Below are 17,061 nucleotides of genomic sequence, written 5' to 3' on the forward strand. Positions count from 1 at the left end.
GGCGGCATGGGGAGCGACACCCAAACTCCCGCTCGGCGGCGGGGGCGAAGATGGGGCCGTTCCCCCATGTCCCCGGCGTCGCCGCGCCGCGACGCTGTCCGGATGCGAGACGACGCGCTTTCGGTGATCATCTGCGGCTCCAGCGCCGCCATGGCCACCTCCGGCTACCTCTCCTGGCTGCGCCAGGAGATCGACCTGCCGCTGCGGGTGCTGCTCACCGCCAGCGCCGAGCGGTTCGTGCAGCCCCAGGTCGCCGCCTGGTACGCCGACGAGGTGTACGCCAGCGGCGACCCGACCCTGAACCCGACCGAGTTCGCCCGGCGCTCGCTCGGCATCGTGGTCCTGCCGGCGACCGCCGGCACGATCGCCGCCGCGGCACTCGGCCTGGCCGGCACCCCCGCGCAGACCGCCCTGCTGGCCAGCGAACGCCCGGCGATCTTCTTCCCGAGCATGAACAGGTCGATGTGGACGAAGAAGACCACCCGGCGGCACGTGGAGGCGCTGCGCGACGAGGGCCACACCGTCGTCGAACCGCAGGAACGGGTGATCTTCGAGCTGTGGCGACGGGAGAACGCCCTCGGCATCGCCATGCCCCCGCCGGACGCCGTCGCCGAACTCGTGGTGAGCTGGCTGGAGAGCATCCTGGCCGGCGACTCCGAGGAGCCGGCCGCCTGACCGGGAGGCGGGTCAGCCGCTCACCGGCACTGCGGTCAGCCGCCCACCGTCTCCGCCGCGGCGGTGACGGTGATGCCCTCCGCGAAGCGGACGATCTGGTCGTCGCCGAGGCCCAGCGCCGCCGGGACCTGCACCAGGACCCGCCGCCCCGAGGCGTCCGGGAAGATCAGCCACCGGACGTCCGACAGCTTGCCCTCCGCCTCCCACGGGAAGCCGAGCTGGCCCGCCCTGCCGTCGACGTCGACCCGCGTCACGGGCGTGCCCTCGGGGAGCCGGGACAGGCTCTGCAGGGAAACCGCGATGCGGCCCTGGAGGCTGACGGCGCGCCCGGGCACGGGCGCGGCCGTGGACTGGCCTGGCGGCGCCACCACGAACGCGCTCCGGTCCGACGAGACCACCTGCCAGCCCTCCGGCACGGTGCTCACCTCGAAGCCGACCGGCTGGGCGCCGGTGTAGGCGACGAGTCGCAGCCGCGCCGCCTGCGTTCCCGTCGGCGCGGGCCCGTACGCGGCCGTGGTCGTGGGCGGGGCGCCGCCGAACTGCCCCGCGCCCACCACGACGACGGCGACGGCGACCACGGCGGCACCGGACCACGCGAAACGCTGCCGCCGGCGGCGGGTCAACGCCCGGTGCCCCCGGGCCACGTCGCCGGCGACGACGTCCGGGTCGGTCTGGTCGGGCGTGACGGCACCCGGCAGGGCCCGCAGGACGTCCATGACGTCTGACATGTCGGTAACTCCTTCGATCAAGTCGGATCAGGGGTCGGATCAGGCGTAGTCGTACGTGTGCGTGGGGAGGAGCGCCCGTAGCCGCTCCAGCCCACGGGCGCTCTGGCTCTTGACGTTGCCCTCGCTGCACCGCATCGCGTCGGCGGCCTCGGTGACGCTGAGCCCCTCGACGTACCGCAGGACCACCGCCGCCCGCATGCCCGTCGGCAGGGTGGCCAGCAACGCCAGGACCCGCGTCCCGTCGCCGCCCGGGTCCTCGCCGGCGACGACATCGGGCAACTGCGCGTGCACCCGCTCCCGCCGGTGGAACAGGCTGCGGCGCTCGTCCGTCGCCGCGTTCACGACACACCGCCGCGCGTACGCGTACGCGGTGTCCGGCCGCACCCTCGGCCAGGCCAGATACAGCCGGGTCAGTGCCGTCTGCACCACGTCCTCGGCCCTGGCCAGGTCACCGGAGACCAACAGCGTCGCCACGCGCACCAGTGCGGCGCGCCGGGCTGTCACGAACTCGGTGAACTCGCGATCCCGTTCGGAAGGCCGCTTCACAGGCCACCCACCTCTTCTCGTCCCCGCTTGCCACTCGGACACCTCTCCTACGGGATCGCCCCCGCATCCGTTGCATCCCGGGCGAGGAGGCTCGCCGCCATCGCCGGTGGCCAGGGTCCGCGCCTCGCCCGGGTCACCGGTCGGGCAGGATGGCGGGATGGGACGGGCGACTGACCGGCGGAACGTACTGCGGATCGACCTCGACGCCGCCGACCCGGCCCGCGTCGCCACCCGCCGGCCGGACAGCCTCTCGGTCGAGGAGCCGTTGGAGATCCGGGTCGGGCCGGCCGGGCCGGGCCGACGGCGGCCGTTGGCGGTGACCATGCGTACCCCCGGCGACGACCTGGACCTGGCGATCGGGTTCCTGCTCACCGAGGGGCTCATCCGAGGCGACGCGGACGTGCGCACCGCGCAGCTCTGCGCCGGCCCGGACACGCCGAACACGTACAACGTGGTCGACGTGGTGCTCGCACCGGGCGTGCCCGAGCCGGCCGCCGACCCGACCCGCAACTTCTACACCACCAGTTCCTGCGGGGTCTGCGGCAAGGCCAGCATCGACGCGGTGCGGACCCGCTCGCCGTACGCCGTCGCGGACGACCCGCTCACCGTGCCGGCCGCGCTGCTGGCCGAGCTGCCGGAGCGGCTGCGCGCCGCCCAGCGTCACTTCGACCGCACCGGCGGGCTGCACGCGGCCGGGCTGTTCACCGGCAACGGGGAGCTGGTGGTGCTACGCGAGGACGTCGGCCGGCACAACGCCGTCGACAAGGTCGTCGGGTGGGCCGTCCGGCAGGGCCGCCTGCCGCTGGCCGGGCACCTGCTGCTGGTCTCCGGCCGGGCGAGCTTCGAGCTGACCCAGAAGGCGTGGATGGCCGGGGTGCCGCTGCTCGCGGCGGTCTCCGCCCCCAGCACCCTGGCCGGTGACCTGGCCGAGGAGGCGGGCATGACCCTGGTCGGCTTCCTGCGCGGCCGGACCATGAACGTCTACACGGGCGGCCACCGCATCGCGGCGGCGGGGCAGGGCGGCGTCAGCAGGGGCTGAGCCGTCCAGGCTGAGGTCAGCCGTGCTGGTCGAGCAACTCCTCGACGCGGGTGAACAGCTCACGCAGGTTCGGCTCGGCGGTGAGGGCACGCGCCTCGGGCAGGCTCAGCCAGCGCAGCGCGGCGGCCGGCTGCTCGGGCCGGGCCCGCTCGGGTTGCCCGGTGGCCAGCACGAACCGCAGGTCGGCGTGCTCGTGGGCAGGCTCGGTGGCGCTGGCCGGCACGGGCAGGACCACCACCTGCCTGATCGCGCCGTCCGGCCAGCACACCAGGTCGTCGAGGCTGGTCTCCTCCGCCCCCTCCCGCAGCACGACGTCGAGCGGGTCGCGCTCGCCGGGGTCCCCGTGGCCGCCGATCTGCAACCAGGACCGCATCCGGACGTGCCACCGCAGCAGCACGCGCCGGGTCGGCGGGTGGACGACCAACGCCGACGCGGTGACGTGCAGCGGCAGCTCACGGGACCAGGGGTCACCGGCCGCCACGAGGTCCAGGACCCGGCGCACGTCGGCGCTCTCGGCGGCGGTGCGCGGCCGGTAGCCGGCGAGCAGTGCCGCGATCGGCACCGGTGCGGTGTGGTGCATGTGCGGCTCCTGCGGTGCCGGGATCCGGAACGGGTCATCGTATCGAGCCGGAGTCCGTCGCAGGCGGACCTACCCGCACGCGGTGGCGACCGGGCGATGGCGGCTGGTGGCGGTGGCTGGTGGTGGCGGCCGGCGGTGGCGGCCGGTTACTCACCAGTTGTTATGGCGATGCTCACGCCACTGTGGATATCGTCGCCCCATCGCGCCGTGCCACGATCGACACACGCTCAGTGAGCGCAGACGTGTCAGCGGTTGTGGGGGGACATGCGCGTCGGCATGCAGCATCGAGCTGGTTTCGGGCAGTGGCTCCGGGCGCTGCGGGACACCCGCGGCCTCACCCAGGAGGAGCTGGCCGAGGCGTCCGGCTCCAGCGTCCGCGCCATCCGGGAAATGGAACGCGGCCGGGTCCGCACACCTCAGCGTCGTACGGTCGCACTGCTCGCCGACGCGCTCGGCCTGGCGGGCGCGGACCGCGACCGCTTCGTCGGGCTGGCCCGCGCCGGGCACCGCCCGCAACCCGACCCAGGGATCGTCGCCGCGTCCCCGGTGGTCCCCTCGGAGCTACCCGCCGCCGTGCCGAACCTCGTCGGCCGGGAGGCCGAACTCACCGTGCTGGCCCGGCTCACCACCGGAGTCACCGACGGCAGCGCCACGACCGCCTCCGTCGTCGTGCTGCACGGCCCTCCCGGCACCGGCAAGAGCAGCCTCGCCGTCGCCGCCGGCCACCGCCTCGGCACCGCGTTCACCGACGGCCAGCTTTTCCTCGACCTGCACGGCACCGCGCCCACCGACACCGGGCGGGCCGACGGCGGACGGGCCGTGGGCGCGTGGGTTGATACCGGGTGGGTCGACACCGGGCGGGTCGACACCGGGCGGACCGGCGGTGCGTTCGCCGGCATCGTCGATCCGGCCGAGGCGTTGGCCGGGCTGCTGCGCTCGCTAGGGGTGCCCGAGGAGGCGATCCCGGGTCCGTCGGAGCAGCGCGGCCGGCTGTTCCGCACCCTCACCCGGGACCGGCGGCTGCTGATCGTGGTGGACGACGCCGCCGACGAGGCCCAGGTACGCCCGCTCCTGCCGGCCGGGCGGCACTGCCTGACCCTGGTCACCAGCCGGCGACCACTGACCGGGCTCACCGGCGCCGTCCGCGTCCCCGTCGGGCTGCTCGCCCCGGATGCCGCCTGGCGGCTGCTCGCCTCGATCACCGGCGAGGATCGACTGGCCGCCGACCCGACGGGCACGGCCGAACTGGTCGAACTCTGCGGCCGGCTGCCGCTGGCGATCCGGGTCGCCGGGAACCGGCTGGCCAGCCGGCCGGGCTGGCCCGTCGCCCAGCTCGTCGCCCAACTCGCCGACCCACGCCGCCGGTTGACCGCGCTGACCGCCGGGGACCTCGACGTCCGGGCGACGTTCGACGTGTCGTACCGCCGGCTCGGCGCGACGATCGCCGGGGTCTTCCGAAGGGCGTCCCTCGTGCCGGGGGCGGAGTTCGACGCCGGCCTACTCGCCGCCGTCACGCGCGTCGACGTCGAGAGCGCGGCGGCCGCCGCCGAGGAACTGGTCGACGCCGGCCTGCTGCTGCCCCGGGGCGACCGGTACGCCTTCCACGGCCTGACCCGCATCTACGCCCGCGAACGCCTCGCGCTGGAGGAGTAAGGGCGCGGTGGGCTCAGCGCGGCATGCTCGGCGTGGATGGCAGAGCGGTGGGTCCCACCGGGTGCCCGCCCGATGGGACCCACCCGTGGTGGGAAGCTGAGGTCAGGAGCAGGTGGCGCCGTTCAGGGTGAACGGGGCCGGGTTGGTGGGGGCCCCGTCGGCCGTGAAGCCGAAGCTCACCGAGCCACCGGACGCGATCGTCGCGTTGTGGTTCTCGTTGCTGACCGTGACGGTCGCGCCGGTCTGCTGGAAGACGCCGTTCCAGTGCCCCTGCACGACCTGGCTCCCGCCGAACGTCCAACCCACGTTCCAGCCGGTGACCTGCGGGCCGTCGTTGTAGACGGTGACGGCCGCCTCGTAGCCGGTGCCCCAGGAGTTGACGACGGCGAAGGACACCCGGCAGGTGGCGGCCGTCCCGGTGACCGGCACGATGTCGCCGAAGTCGTCCCGGGCGGTGGCGAAGTCCTGGAACCCGAACCCGGGCCCCGCCGAGCGGGTCGTGGTGCCGGCGGCCAGGACGGTGCCGTTGGCGTTGACCGCGTACACCGGGCCACCGCTGTCACCGCTGCGGGCCGACTCGTCGCCGTCGAGCTGGGTGGCCTCGACCAGGTCCTCCCGGTCGTCGTAGTGGAACTGCACCTCCAGGTTGCAGACCGGGACGCCGATCTCCCAGGCCGAGGTCGCCCCGGACTGGCACAGGATCTGGCCGGGGAACACCTCGGTCCAGCCGACCACCCGGGCCTTCACCTCGTCGTTCGAGCCGCCGACGTAGAGCCAGCCGCCGGCCGACGGGGTGCCGATGAGCATCGTGTCGTGGTCGGTGTTCTTGTGGGTCTGCACGCCGATCGGCTCGCCCTGGCCGTCGCTCCACTGCGACCCCACCGAGCCGCAGTGCCCGGCGCTGAGCAGGTGGTTGGTGCCGGCCGCCACCTCGCGCACGCCGAAGCCGACGGTGCAGCCGGCACCGGAGTCGTTCCAGATCCGGGCCCCGCCGTTCCAGGGCGCGGAGTCGTCCTCACGCGAGCGGGGAACCAGCCGGTCCCGCTCGACGATCGTGGTGCGTACCCCGGTCGCCGGCAGCTTCGGCAGCGCCGCGTCGGCGTCGTCGACGGCGATCTCGATGCCCGAACCGTCGGTACGCAACCGCACGTCGTGCGCCGAGTCGCGCGCGTCGCCGTCCACCACGGGCGCGATCCGCGCGGCTGCGGCGGCCAGTTCGGTCTTGGCGTACGCCGCCTTGGCGACCTCGACCGGCGCGATCCGGCGGGCGACAGCGACGGCCGAGGCGACGTCGGCCGGGAGGCTGCCCTTCCACCAGAGCGTGACGTGGTCGCCGACCAGCCCGATCCCGGCGTACCCGCGCGAGGGGGCGCGCTCGACGGCGGCCCGCAGCCCGGTGGCCGCGTCGACCAGCGGCACCTGCGCGACCATCCGGTCCCGGGTGCCGCCCGGGATCAGGTCGAGGATCGTCGTGCCGCCCGCCCCCGGGGCAGGGGCGGCCTGCGCGGGGGCGGGGGCCGCCGCCGGACCGGCCAGCGCCGTGGCACCGGCGAGGACCCCTGCGGCGAGGAGGCGAGAGGTCACCTTCCAGGTTCGTTTCATGACTGAGAGTCAACCCACGACGGTACGCCCGAACCAGGCAGGACGGGCGGCAGGAGGCTCCTGCCGCCCGTCCTGCCGGCCGCCTCCACGGCTCATCCGACCCGCACTTTCATGATCGTCTGTCGTTTTCAGACACTCCCGCCGGCGTGTCGTCTCACCTTTCAGCAGACGATCATGGACCCGTCGAGGGCGACGACACGGTCAGGAGGGACTGGGCCCAACGGCGCGCGCCGGATTCCGGGGCGGTTTCGCAGTAGCGGCGGAAGAGACTGCGACTCTCCTCGCGGCGGATGCCGCCGAACAACTTCGGTGGGGCGAACCAGGGCAGGTCGGGGCTCGGCCGCCAGGCAGCCGCCAGCGCGGCCCCGCCGTCACTCGGCGACTCCAACGCGAAGTAACACTCGTCCACCCTCATCGCCATGGCCGCGCCCAGGCACATCACGCAGGGCTCCAGGCTCACCGCGAGTCGCACCGGGTACGGCCGGCGACGCCAGCCCAACGCCTCGTCGGCCTGCATCATGGCGAGCAGATCGGCGTGCACGAGTCGTCGCCCGCTCGTCCGCTCCTGCGTGTACGCCCGACCGATGAACTCGTCACCCAGCAGCACCACCGCCCCGATGGGCTGCTCGCCGACGGCCAGCCCCTCCTCGGCGGCCTCCAGCGCGGCCCCTACCAACTCGTCCGGAGTCATCCTCGAACCCTATCGATCGACGACCCTCTACACCTGACACAAGCCAACAGGCCATCCACACCGACCTGCACCAACACCATGCGTGGCATACCGACAAGAGCCGGGGCGCAAAGCAGGGGCAAAGAGCATCCACACCAACCCCCTGCCGCACCCGGACCACCCATGCGAACGCGGGGAGCAGCGCACGAACCACGGGGACACCCCCAGCGGTACGGATCACCCCCGCGCACACGGGGAGCAGGTGCCTGCTGATGCAGTGAGGGGCCCGGATCTCGGATTACCCCCGCGTGTGCGGGGAGCAGCTGCTGTGGGTCGGGGGGCTGCTCGCGGTGACGGGATTACCCCCGCGTGTGCGGGGAGCAGACTTCTTGGCCTGGAGCGCTAAAGATCAAGTGTGCAGTCTTCCTTCACTTGCCTGCGCAAGATCGACTCCTGCCTCACACCATTCTCGGCCGCTTCGGGCCGCGCACAGCATACGGCGGAACCGAATCGATGCGGGTGTGCCGCAAAGCGTGAAAACACGACACCACTCCGCGACAGACAATCGCGCAGCAACAGCCACCAACCCCTGCCAGACAGACGATGAATCCGAGCCACGCATAGATCTTGGTGCATTTCGGCCCCCAGAGGGGCCGTTTCTCACCAAGATCTACCGCTTGGGGAAGCGAGCCGGGGCCGGGTGGGGCCCGCCCGCGGAGGGATCAAGCCTGACCGCCCGGAGCGGGCGGGCCCCGGCGAACCCCCACCCACACCCGCGACAAGCACACGGAGCAGGCCAGCAAGAACCAACAGAGCCGACCAGACAACCAGACGAGCGAGCCGACCAGCGTCCGCCTGACGAATCAGGGATCACGGCGACGTCGACGGCGACGGAGCACCCCCGGGGGACGGTTCGCCGGCCAGCCGTCGAGCTGCGACGGCGGCACCCCGCGACGCAGCAGGTCGTCGAGGAGCAGGCCGAGCGAGTAGTTCGGATGTGCCTCCAGCACCCGTTCCAACGCCACCGCCGCCAGCGCCCCCTGCCCCGCCCGCCAGCAGGCGAAGGCGAGCAGGGAGCCCGGGGCAGCGATCAGGTCCCGCTCGGCGCGGCGCAGGACGTCCGTCCAGAGGGCGATGTCCCGGTCCCGCCCGTCGGTGCGTTCCCAGGCGTGGTCCCGGACGGGCAGGTGGGTCAGCAGCAAGGTCAGCCAGGCCACCTCGTCGTCGGTGAGCCGCTCGCCCCGGCGGCTCCCCCGCAGGGCACCACGGACGGCGTCGATGCCGGCCCGGCGCAGTGCCCGGCCGCCGAGCAGGTCGGCCTCGCCGGCTGCGGTGATCAGGGCGTCCAGTTTGCGTTCGGCGCGGTCGACCGCGTGGCGCATCGCCACCCGCGCCGGGCCGCCGAAGGGGGCCACCTGCGCGGTCAGGGCCGCCCGGTCGGGCAGCGCCACCTGGCCGGCGAAGACGGCCGCCGCGCTGACCTCGCTGGTGCCGGTGTCGTACGGGGTGCCGTCGGGCGGGCAGCAGGCCGGATCGTCGCACAGGTACGACCAGTATCGGCCGCCGGTGACCCGCAGCACGTCGAGCACGGCCAGCCCCGCCGCGGTCAGCGAGTCGCGTACGGCGTCGACGGCGGGGGTGACCCCCGAGGCGTCGCCGTAGCCGAGCACGGTGGCGGACTCGGCGCCCTGCCGGGCGATCACGCCGGCCAGGTGGACGGCCGGGTCCAGCGGGTCGTCGCCGGGGCCGGGCAGGTCTGCGCGGGCGGCGAAGACGATCCGCCGACCCTGCAGGGCGACCACCACCACGCTGTCGGCGGGGTGGAAGCCGAGCAGGTAGGGCACGGCGGCGATGAGGTCGGCGGGGGAGCGGACGGTGAGCCGGGCGGGATCGGTGCGGGTCATGCAGGCAGCGTGGGCCGGGCGGGGGGCCCTCCGGGGGGCCTGTGGACGACACGCCGAGTTGTCCACACTACTCACAGTATTCGAGCAGCTCAGCGCGGTGCGCCGGTGGTGTATCGACGGCGCGGAGGAGAGGCGGCCCGCACGGCGGGGCGGCGCAGCGGCTACCTTGCGCACATGGACCTGGCGTACCTGCGGGCGCATCCGGAGCACCTCCCGACGTTCCTCACCCACCAGCGGATCCGGGAGACCCCGGTGGCCGGCGGGGACGTCTGCGCGGCCTCCCGGTTGACCCTGGACGACGGGCACTCGGTCTTCGCGAAGACGTGGCCCGCGGAGCGGGCGGGGCGGCCGGTGCCGGAGGGCTTCTTCGCGGCCGAGGCGGCGGGGCTGCGCTGGCTGCGGGAGGCCGGCGCGGTGGCCGTACCGGACGTGGTGGTGGCGCTGCCGGAGCTGCTGGCGCTCGACTGGGTGGAGCCCGGCGAGCCGACGCCGGAGGCGGCCGAGCGGTTCGGCCGGGAGTTGGCCGCGCTGCACCGCGCCGGGGCCCCCGCGTTCGGCGCGGAGTGGGCCGGCTTCGTCGGCGCGCTCCCCCAGGACAACACGCCTGACGACGGCCCCTGGCCGGCGTGGTTCGCCCGTCGGCGGCTGCTGCCGTACCTGCGGATGTCGGTCGATTCCGGCGCGCTCACCGCCGCCGAGACCGCCCTGGTCGAGCAGGTCGTCGAGCGGGTCGGCGAGTTCGGCGGCGACGAACCGCCGGCCCGGGTGCATGGCGACCTGTGGCCGGGCAACGTGCTCTGGGGGGCCGACGAGCGGGCGTGGCTGGTCGACCCGGCCGCGCACGGCGGACACCGGGAGACCGACCTCGCCCAGTTGGCGCTCTTCGGCGGCCCGCCGCACCACGAGCGGATCATGGCGGCCTACCGGGAGGCGTGGCCGCTGGCCGACGGGTGGCGCGAGCGGGTGCCGCTGCACCAGTTGCACCTGCTGCTGGTGCACACCGCCCTGTTCGGCGCGGCGTACCGCGATGCGGTCGGTGCGGCCGCCCGGGACACCCTGCGCGGAGCGGGGCGCGCTACCGTCGAACGGTGACCGCCGCGCGAGGGACCGACGGCGTCCTCGTCGACCGGTACGGCCGCGTCGCCCGGGACCTGCGCGTCTCGCTGACCGACAAGTGCAATCTGCGCTGCACCTACTGCATGCCCGCCGAGGGGTTGCCCTGGCTGGCGGGGCCGCAGCTGCTGAGCGACGACGAGATCGTCCGGCTGGTGCGGGTGGCGGTAAAGCGGCTCGGGGTGACCGAGGTGCGGTTCACCGGCGGGGAGCCGCTGATCCGTCCCGGGGTGGTCGGCATCGTCGCGGCGGTGGCCGCGCTGGAGCCCCGGCCCCGGATCTCGCTGACCACGAACGGGCTCGGTCTCGACCGGCTGGCCCCGGCGCTGCGGGCCGCCGGCCTGGACCGGGTGAACGTGTCGCTGGACACCCTCGACGCCGCTCGGTTCGCCCGGCTGACCCGGCGCGACCGGCTCGCGGACGTCCTCGCCGGGCTGGCCGGGGCCGCCGCCGCCGGGCTCACCCCAGTCAAGATCAACAGCGTGCTGATGCGGGGCGTCAACGACGACGAGGCCCCCGCGCTGCTCCGCTTCGCCCTGGCCCACGGCTACGAGCTGCGGTTCATCGAGCAGATGCCGCTGGACGCCCAGCACGGCTGGGACCGGGCCGCCATGGTCACCGCCGACGAGATCCTCGCCACCCTCCGCACCGGAGGCGACGCGCGCACCCGAGGCGACGCAGGCACCGGAGCTACCCGCCGCACCGGCTTCGATCTGACCCCCGACCCGGCCGAGCGGGGCGCGGCCCCCGCCGAGACCTGGCTGGTCGACGGCGGTCCCGCCCGGGTCGGGGTGATCGGCAGCGTCACCCGCCCGTTCTGCGGCGACTGCGACCGCACCCGGCTCACCGCCGACGGGCAGGTCCGGGCGTGCCTCTTCGCCACGGAGGAGTCCGACCTGCGCGGCGCGCTGCGGGCCGGGGCGGACGACGACGAGCTGGCCCGGCGGTGGCGGGCGGCGATGTGGGGCAAGCGGGCCGGGCACGGCATCGACGACCCGACGTTCCTCCAGCCGGCCCGGCCGATGTCCGCGATCGGCGGGTGACCGGTGCGCCACGACGTGCCCGACCAGCTCACCATCCGTTTCTTCGCCGGTGCGCGGGCCGCCGCCGGCACGGCCGAGGAGACCGCATCCGCCGGCCGCAGCCTGGACGAACTCACGGACGAACTGACACGACGGCACGGCGAGCGCCTCGCCGCCGTGCTGAGGGTGGCGAGTTTCCTGGTCGACGGCGTGACCTGTCACGATCGCCGGACACCGCTGCCGGCAGGGGCGACGATCGACGTGCTGCCGCCGTTCGCGGGCGGCTGAGGAGGCTCGGTGTTGGCGGTTGTGGCTCTGGTGGGCTTCGTGCTGGTCGTGATCGGCCTCATCCACCTCTACCTGTGGAAGCGCCTGGTCGCGGACACCACCACGTCCCGGCGGCTGCGCCGGGCCGGCGTGATCGCGGCGGCGCTGCTCACGCTGCTCGTGCCCGCCACGATGGCCGGCACCCAGAACGGCCTGTACTGGCTGGCCTGGCCCGGGTACGTGTGGCTGGCCCTGATGTTCTACCTGCTGGTCGCGCTGGCCGTGCTGGAGGTGCCGATGCTGGTCGCCCGGCGGATGCTGCGCCGCCGGGCGGTCGCGGCCGAGCCGGCCGCCGCCGCGCCCGAGCCGGTGCTCGTCGGGGCGTCCGGTGCCGCCGACCCGCCGGCCGCCGAGGCCGTCGACCAGCCCGACCACGACCCGTCCCGCCGGCTGCTGCTGGCCCGTGGGGCGGCGATCTTCGCGGGCCTCACGGCCGCGGGCACCGTCGGGTACGGGGTACGCAACGCCCTCGGCCCGCCCCGACTGGACCGGGTGCAGATCCCGCTGGCGAAGCTCCCGCGCGGCATGGACGGCCTGCGCATCGCCACCGTCTCCGACATCCACCTCGGCCCGCTGCGCGGCCGGGCGCACACCGAGCGCATCGTCGCGATGATCAACCGGCTGGACGCCGACCTCGTCGCGGTCGTGGGTGACCTGGTCGACGGGTCGGTCGCCGAGCTGGGCGAGGCGGCGGCCCCGCTGGGCAACCTGCGCTCCCGCTACGGCAGCTTCTTCGTCACCGGCAACCACGAGTACTACTCCGGCGTGGAGGAGTGGGTGCGGGAGGTGGACCGGATCGGCCTGCGGGTGCTCCAGAACGTCCGCCAGGAGATCCGCACCCCGGCCGGGGTGCTCGACCTCGCCGGGGTGAACGACGTCACCGCCGCCGGGACCGGGCTGGCCGCCCCCGCCGACTTCGCCGCCGCGCTCGGCGGCCGGGACCCGAGCCGCCCGGTGGTGCTGCTGGCCCACCAGCCGGTGGCGGCCGTCGAGGCCGCGAAGTTCGGCGTGGACCTGCAACTGTCCGGGCACACCCACGGCGGCCAGATGGTGCCGTTCAACCTGGCCGTCCGGCTCCAGCAGCCGGTCGTGTCCGGCCTCGGCGAGGTCGACGGCACGAAGGTGTACGTCACCAACGGCGCCGGCTTCTGGGGGCCGCCGGTGCGGGTGGGGGCGAACCCGCAGATCACCCTTGTGGAGCTGCGCACCCCCTGATCGGCGTAGCGCGCCCTCGCCCCGGTGTCCAGACAAGGATTGCTCAGGTCACGCGTACGCGTGGCGGCGGGCGGGCGTCGGGGCGGGCGTGACAGGATGCGGCGTGCTCCCGTTCAGCGCCGTACCCCCGGCCGGCCCCTCGCCGTTCGTCGCGGACCTGCACATCCACTCGAAGTACTCGCGCGCGTGCAGCCGCGACCTGACCACGCCGAACCTCGCCTGGTGGGCCCGGCGCAAGGGCATCGGGGTGCTCGGCACCGGCGACTTCACCCACCCCGCCTGGTACGACCACCTGCGCCAGACGCTGCACCCGGCCGAGCCGGGCCTATACCGCCTCTCCCCCGAGACGGAGCGGGACGTCGCCCGCCGGCTGCCGCCCCGGCTGGCCAGCGAGGCGGAGGCGGACCCGGTCCGGTTCATGCTCAGCGTGGAGATCTCCACGATCTACAAGCGGGACGACCGCACCCGCAAGGTGCACCACCTGGTCTACCTGCCCGACCTCGACGCGGTGGAGCGGTTCAACACCACCCTCGGCCGGATCGGCAACATCGCCTCCGACGGGCGGCCCATCCTCGGCCTCGACTCCCGGGACCTGCTGGAGATCACCCTGGAGGCCAGCCCGGACGGCTACCTCGTGCCGGCGCACATCTGGACGCCGTGGTTCTCGGCGCTGGGCTCGAAGTCCGGCTTCGACGCGATCGCCGACTGCTACGCCGACCTGGCCGGGCACATCTTCGCGGTGGAGACCGGACTGTCGTCGGACCCGGAGATGAACTGGCGGGTCGGCAGCCTCGACCGCTACCAGCTCGTGTCCAACTCGGACGCCCACTCGCCGCCCGCCCTGGCCCGCGAGGCGACGGTCTTCGCCACGGGCCGCGACTACTTCGCGATCCGCGAGGCGCTGCGCACCGGCGACGGGCTCGCCGGCACCATCGAGTTCTTCCCCGAAGAGGGCAAGTACCACGCCGACGGGCACCGGCTCTGCGGCGTCAACTGGTCGCCGGAGCGGACCCGGGCGGCCGGCGGTCGCTGCCCCGAGTGCGGCAAGCCGCTCACCGTCGGGGTGCTCAGCCGCGTCGAGGAGCTGGCCGACCGGCCCGAGGGGCACCGGCCGGCCCACGCCCGGGACGTCACCCACCTGGTGCCGCTGGCGGAGATCCTCGGCGAGCTGAACCACGTGGGCCCGAAGTCCAAGAAGGTCGAGGGGAAGCTCAACGACCTCGTGGCCGCGCTCGGCCCGGAGCTGGAGATCCTGACCCGCGCCCCGCTCGACGAGATCGGCCGGGTCGGCGGGGAACTGCTCGCCGAGGGCATCGGCCGCCTGCGCCGGGGCGACGTGCGCCGGGTGCCCGGCTACGACGGCGAGTACGGGGTGATCACCCTCTTCGACCCGGCGGAGCTGGGCGGGAAGGGGACGGGGGCGCAGGCGGAGACGCTGTTCGACGTACCCGTGCCGGCGCAGCGACCGGCCGCGGAGCCGGCGGCGAAGGCGAAGCGCCCGGCCGCCGCGAAGGCCGAGCCGAAGCGGAAGCCCACCCCGCCGGCCCCGCCGCCGCCGATCCCGCCGCAGCCCTCCCCGCACGAGCCGTTCGAGCCGATGCTCGCCGGGATGGAGGAGGTCGGCACGGGGCTGCTGGACCGGCTGGACGCGATGCAGCGGGTGGCCGCGTCCGCGCCGGGCGGCCCGCTGCTGATCGTCGCCGGCCCGGGCACCGGCAAGACCCGCACGCTGACGCACCGGATCGCCTACCTGTGCGCCGAGCTGAACGTGTTCCCGGAGCGCTGCCTCGCGATCACCTTCACCCGGCGGGCCGCCGAGGAGCTGCGGCACCGCCTCGACGGGCTGCTCGGGCCCGTCGCCGAGGACATCACCGTCGGCACGTTCCACTCGCTGGGCCTGACCATCCTGCGGGAGAACGCGGGCACGGCCGGGCTGCCGGCCGACTTCCGCATCGCCGACGACGCCGAGCGGGCGGCGGCCAAGGCTGAGGCGGGGGAGGACCAGGCGGCGTACACCGCGCTGCTGCGCAAGCGGGACCTGGTCGACCTCGACGACCTGCTCACGCTGCCGGTGGAGCTGCTGCGCGCGGACCGGAAGCTGGTGCAGCGCTACCGGGACCGCTGGCAGTGGATCTTCGTGGACGAGTACCAGGACGTCGACGCCGTCCAGTACGAGCTGCTGCGGCTGCTCAGCCCCGCCGACGGCAACCTGTGCGCGATCGGCGACCCCGACCAGGCGATCTACTCGTTCCGGGGCGCGGACGTCGGCTACTTCCTGCGCTTCTCGCAGGACTTCACCGACGCCCGGCTGGTGCGGCTCAACCGCAACTACCGCTCGTCGGCGCCGATCCTCGCCGCCGCCGTCCAGGCCATCGCGCCGTCGTCGCTGGTCCGGGGCCGCCGGCTCGACCCGGCGCGGCTCGACCCCGAGGCCCCGCTGGTCGGCCGGTACGCCGCCGCGTCCGTCGCCGACGAGGCCGACTTCGTCGTACGCACCGTCGACGACCTCGTCGGTGGCCTGTCCCACCGGTCGCTGGACTCGGGGCGCATCGACGGCCGGTCCACCTCGCTGTCCTTCTCCGACATCGCCGTGCTGTACCGCACCGACGCGCAGGCCGCCCCCATCGTGGACGCCCTGGCCCGCGCCAACGTGCCCGTGCAGAAGCGCTCGCACGACCGGCTGCGCGACCGGCCCGGGGTGGCCGCGATCGCCCGGGAGCTGCGGCACGCCGACGGCTCCGGCGGCCTGCCCGCCCGGGTGCGGCTCGCCGCGCAGGTCGTCGCCGACCGGTTCGCCACGCCCACCCTCGACGGCTCCGGCGTGGTACGCCCCGAGGAGGTCCGCGCCGCCGTCGACCTGCTCACCCCGCTGGCCCGCCGCTGCGGCGACGACCTGGAGCTGTTCCTGTCCCAGCTCGCCACCGGCGCGGAGGTCGACGCCCTCGACCCGCGCGCCGAGGCGGTCACCCTGCTCACCCTGCACGCCGCGAAGGGGCTGGAGTTCCCCGTCGTGTTCCTCGTCGGCTGCGAGGACGGGCTGCTCCCGCTGCGCTGGCCCGGCTCGACGCCCGACGAGGACGCGATCGCCGAGGAGCGGCGGCTGTTCTTCGTCGGCCTCACCCGCGCCCAGGACCGGCTCTACGTCAGCCACGCGGCCCGGCGCGCCCGGCACGGGGCGGAGCGGGACTGCCGGCCGACGCCGTTCCTCGACGTGATCGACCCGGGGCTGTTCGAGCGCCTGGGCGAGGCGGAACCCCGCCGCCCGAAGGACCGCCAGCTCCGCCTGCTGTAAGAGAAGGCGGGGCGGCTCAGGCGGTGAGGGTCGCCAGCCAGGCGCCGGCGAGCAGGGCCGGCCCGAGCGGCAGCAGGGTCTCCCGGCGGGCCCGGCGAGCGGCCAGCAGGCCGAGCACGGCCAGCCCGTGCAGCACGTGCGGCAGGACCAGCCCGGTCAGCAGCGCCGGCCAGCCCAGCCAGCCGAGCGGCAGCCCCAGCACGGCGGCCAGCTTCACGTCGCCGAAGCCGAGCCGCGAGCCGGGCAGGAGGGCGAGCAGCGCGTACCCAAGGAACGACAGCCCCGCCCCGGCCAGCGACGCGAGCAGCCGGCCGGGCCGGCCGTCGACCGCCGCCGCCGCGACCAGCCCGGCCACCGCGCCGAGCGCCGCCAGGCCGACCAGCGGGTCCGGCAACCGCAGGCAGGCCAGGTCGACCGCCGCGAGCACCAGACCGACCGCCGCCACCGCGAGGAACGCCGGCAGCGCCGGGCCGACGCCAGGCGCGACGCCGAGCCCGCCGAACACCACGGCGGCCACCGCCACCCAGGCCACCGCCCTCCCCCGGGTCGGGGCAAGCCGGGGTACGCCGGTGAAGCGCCCCGCCAGCCACGGCACGAACGCCCCGGTGACCGCTCCGGTCAGGGCGAGAACGAGGACTCCGACGGTCGGCCGGCTGGTCAGGGCGAGAACGAGCACGCCGGTGGTGGGCACCGGC

Annotated in this window: 15 protein-coding genes; 8 read left to right on the forward strand and 7 right to left on the reverse strand. The window is 74.6% G+C overall.

Features of this window, described 5'->3' with window-relative positions:
• Nucleotides 1–102 precede the first annotated feature (102 nt).
• Nucleotides 103–675: a flavoprotein gene (locus tag TK50_RS01215; RefSeq protein ID WP_043960925.1), complete on the forward strand. Its 573-nt coding sequence runs from the start codon at nucleotides 103–105 to the stop codon at nucleotides 673–675.
• A gap of 35 nt (nucleotides 676–710) precedes the next feature.
• Here the strand turns inward: TK50_RS01215 and TK50_RS01220 are convergent, their stop codons facing one another.
• A complete protein-coding gene (locus tag TK50_RS01220; RefSeq protein WP_144420115.1) occupies nucleotides 711–1,403 on the reverse strand; it encodes a hypothetical protein in 693 nt (230 codons plus the stop codon).
• 39 nt (nucleotides 1,404–1,442) lie between these two features.
• A complete protein-coding gene (locus TK50_RS01225) occupies nucleotides 1,443–1,991 on the reverse strand; it encodes a sigma-70 family RNA polymerase sigma factor (protein ID WP_338390894.1) in 549 nt (182 codons plus the stop codon).
• Nucleotides 1,992–2,106: 115 nt separating this feature from the next.
• On the opposite strand from TK50_RS01225, the gene fdhD reads away from it, so the two are divergent.
• On the forward strand, nucleotides 2,107–2,988 hold the full coding sequence (gene fdhD, locus TK50_RS01230; RefSeq protein WP_043960928.1) for a formate dehydrogenase accessory sulfurtransferase FdhD: 882 nt from the start codon (nucleotides 2,107–2,109) through the stop codon (nucleotides 2,986–2,988).
• Between the two features lie 16 nt (nucleotides 2,989–3,004).
• Here the strand turns inward: fdhD and TK50_RS01235 are convergent, their stop codons facing one another.
• Nucleotides 3,005–3,568 carry an NUDIX hydrolase gene (locus TK50_RS01235; protein WP_043960929.1) on the reverse strand — a complete coding sequence of 188 codons (564 nt, stop codon included), beginning with the start codon at nucleotides 3,566–3,568 and terminating at the stop codon, nucleotides 3,005–3,007.
• A 276-nt stretch (nucleotides 3,569–3,844) separates the two neighbouring features.
• On the opposite strand from TK50_RS01235, the gene TK50_RS01240 reads away from it, so the two are divergent.
• On the forward strand, nucleotides 3,845–5,221 hold the full coding sequence (locus TK50_RS01240) for a helix-turn-helix domain-containing protein (protein ID WP_043963621.1): 1,377 nt from the start codon (nucleotides 3,845–3,847) through the stop codon (nucleotides 5,219–5,221).
• 102 nt (nucleotides 5,222–5,323) lie between these two features.
• On the opposite strand, the gene TK50_RS01245 is transcribed toward TK50_RS01240, so the two are convergent.
• The 3 genes from TK50_RS01245 to TK50_RS01255 form a co-directional block, all read right to left on the reverse strand.
• Nucleotides 5,324–6,823, reverse strand: coding sequence for a cellulose binding domain-containing protein (locus TK50_RS01245; protein WP_043960930.1), 1,500 nt, complete (start codon nucleotides 6,821–6,823; stop codon nucleotides 5,324–5,326).
• Nucleotides 6,824–6,995: 172 nt separating this feature from the next.
• Nucleotides 6,996–7,514, reverse strand: coding sequence for a nucleoside deaminase (locus TK50_RS01250; protein WP_043960931.1), 519 nt, complete (start codon nucleotides 7,512–7,514; stop codon nucleotides 6,996–6,998).
• An 842-nt stretch (nucleotides 7,515–8,356) separates the two neighbouring features.
• On the reverse strand, nucleotides 8,357–9,397 hold the full coding sequence (locus tag TK50_RS01255) for a DUF4192 domain-containing protein (RefSeq protein ID WP_043960932.1): 1,041 nt from the start codon (nucleotides 9,395–9,397) through the stop codon (nucleotides 8,357–8,359).
• Between the two features lie 174 nt (nucleotides 9,398–9,571).
• On the opposite strand from TK50_RS01255, the gene TK50_RS01260 reads away from it, so the two are divergent.
• The 5 genes from TK50_RS01260 to TK50_RS01280 all read left to right on the forward strand — a co-directional run bounded on the left by TK50_RS01260 (nucleotide 9,572) and on the right by TK50_RS01280 (nucleotide 16,366).
• Nucleotides 9,572–10,489 carry a fructosamine kinase family protein gene (locus TK50_RS01260; RefSeq protein ID WP_043960935.1) on the forward strand — a complete coding sequence of 306 codons (918 nt, stop codon included), beginning with the start codon at nucleotides 9,572–9,574 and terminating at the stop codon, nucleotides 10,487–10,489.
• Nucleotides 10,486–11,553, forward strand: coding sequence for a GTP 3',8-cyclase MoaA (gene moaA / locus TK50_RS01265; RefSeq protein ID WP_043960936.1), 1,068 nt, complete (start codon nucleotides 10,486–10,488; stop codon nucleotides 11,551–11,553). Before TK50_RS01260 ends, moaA begins: the two co-directional genes overlap by 4 nt.
• Before the next feature lie 3 nt (nucleotides 11,554–11,556).
• Entirely contained in the window at nucleotides 11,557–11,820 is a 264-nt protein-coding gene (locus TK50_RS01270; RefSeq protein ID WP_043960938.1) for a MoaD/ThiS family protein, read from the forward strand.
• Between the two features lie 9 nt (nucleotides 11,821–11,829).
• On the forward strand, nucleotides 11,830–13,074 hold the full coding sequence (locus TK50_RS01275; RefSeq protein ID WP_043960939.1) for a metallophosphoesterase: 1,245 nt from the start codon (nucleotides 11,830–11,832) through the stop codon (nucleotides 13,072–13,074).
• A 103-nt stretch (nucleotides 13,075–13,177) separates the two neighbouring features.
• Nucleotides 13,178–16,366, forward strand: coding sequence for a UvrD-helicase domain-containing protein (locus TK50_RS01280; RefSeq protein ID WP_043960940.1), 3,189 nt, complete (start codon nucleotides 13,178–13,180; stop codon nucleotides 16,364–16,366).
• A gap of 16 nt (nucleotides 16,367–16,382) precedes the next feature.
• On the opposite strand, the gene TK50_RS01285 is transcribed toward TK50_RS01280, so the two are convergent.
• The gene (locus tag TK50_RS01285) at nucleotides 16,383–17,057 is read right to left on the reverse strand and encodes a prepilin peptidase (protein WP_241773893.1); all 675 of its coding nucleotides are present in this window, start codon (nucleotides 17,055–17,057) and stop codon (nucleotides 16,383–16,385) included.
• Nucleotides 17,058–17,061: the final 4 nt, after the last annotated feature.

It is taken from the genome of Micromonospora haikouensis, assembly GCF_000876225.1.
Taxonomy (GTDB): domain Bacteria; phylum Actinomycetota; class Actinomycetes; order Mycobacteriales; family Micromonosporaceae; genus Micromonospora; species Micromonospora haikouensis.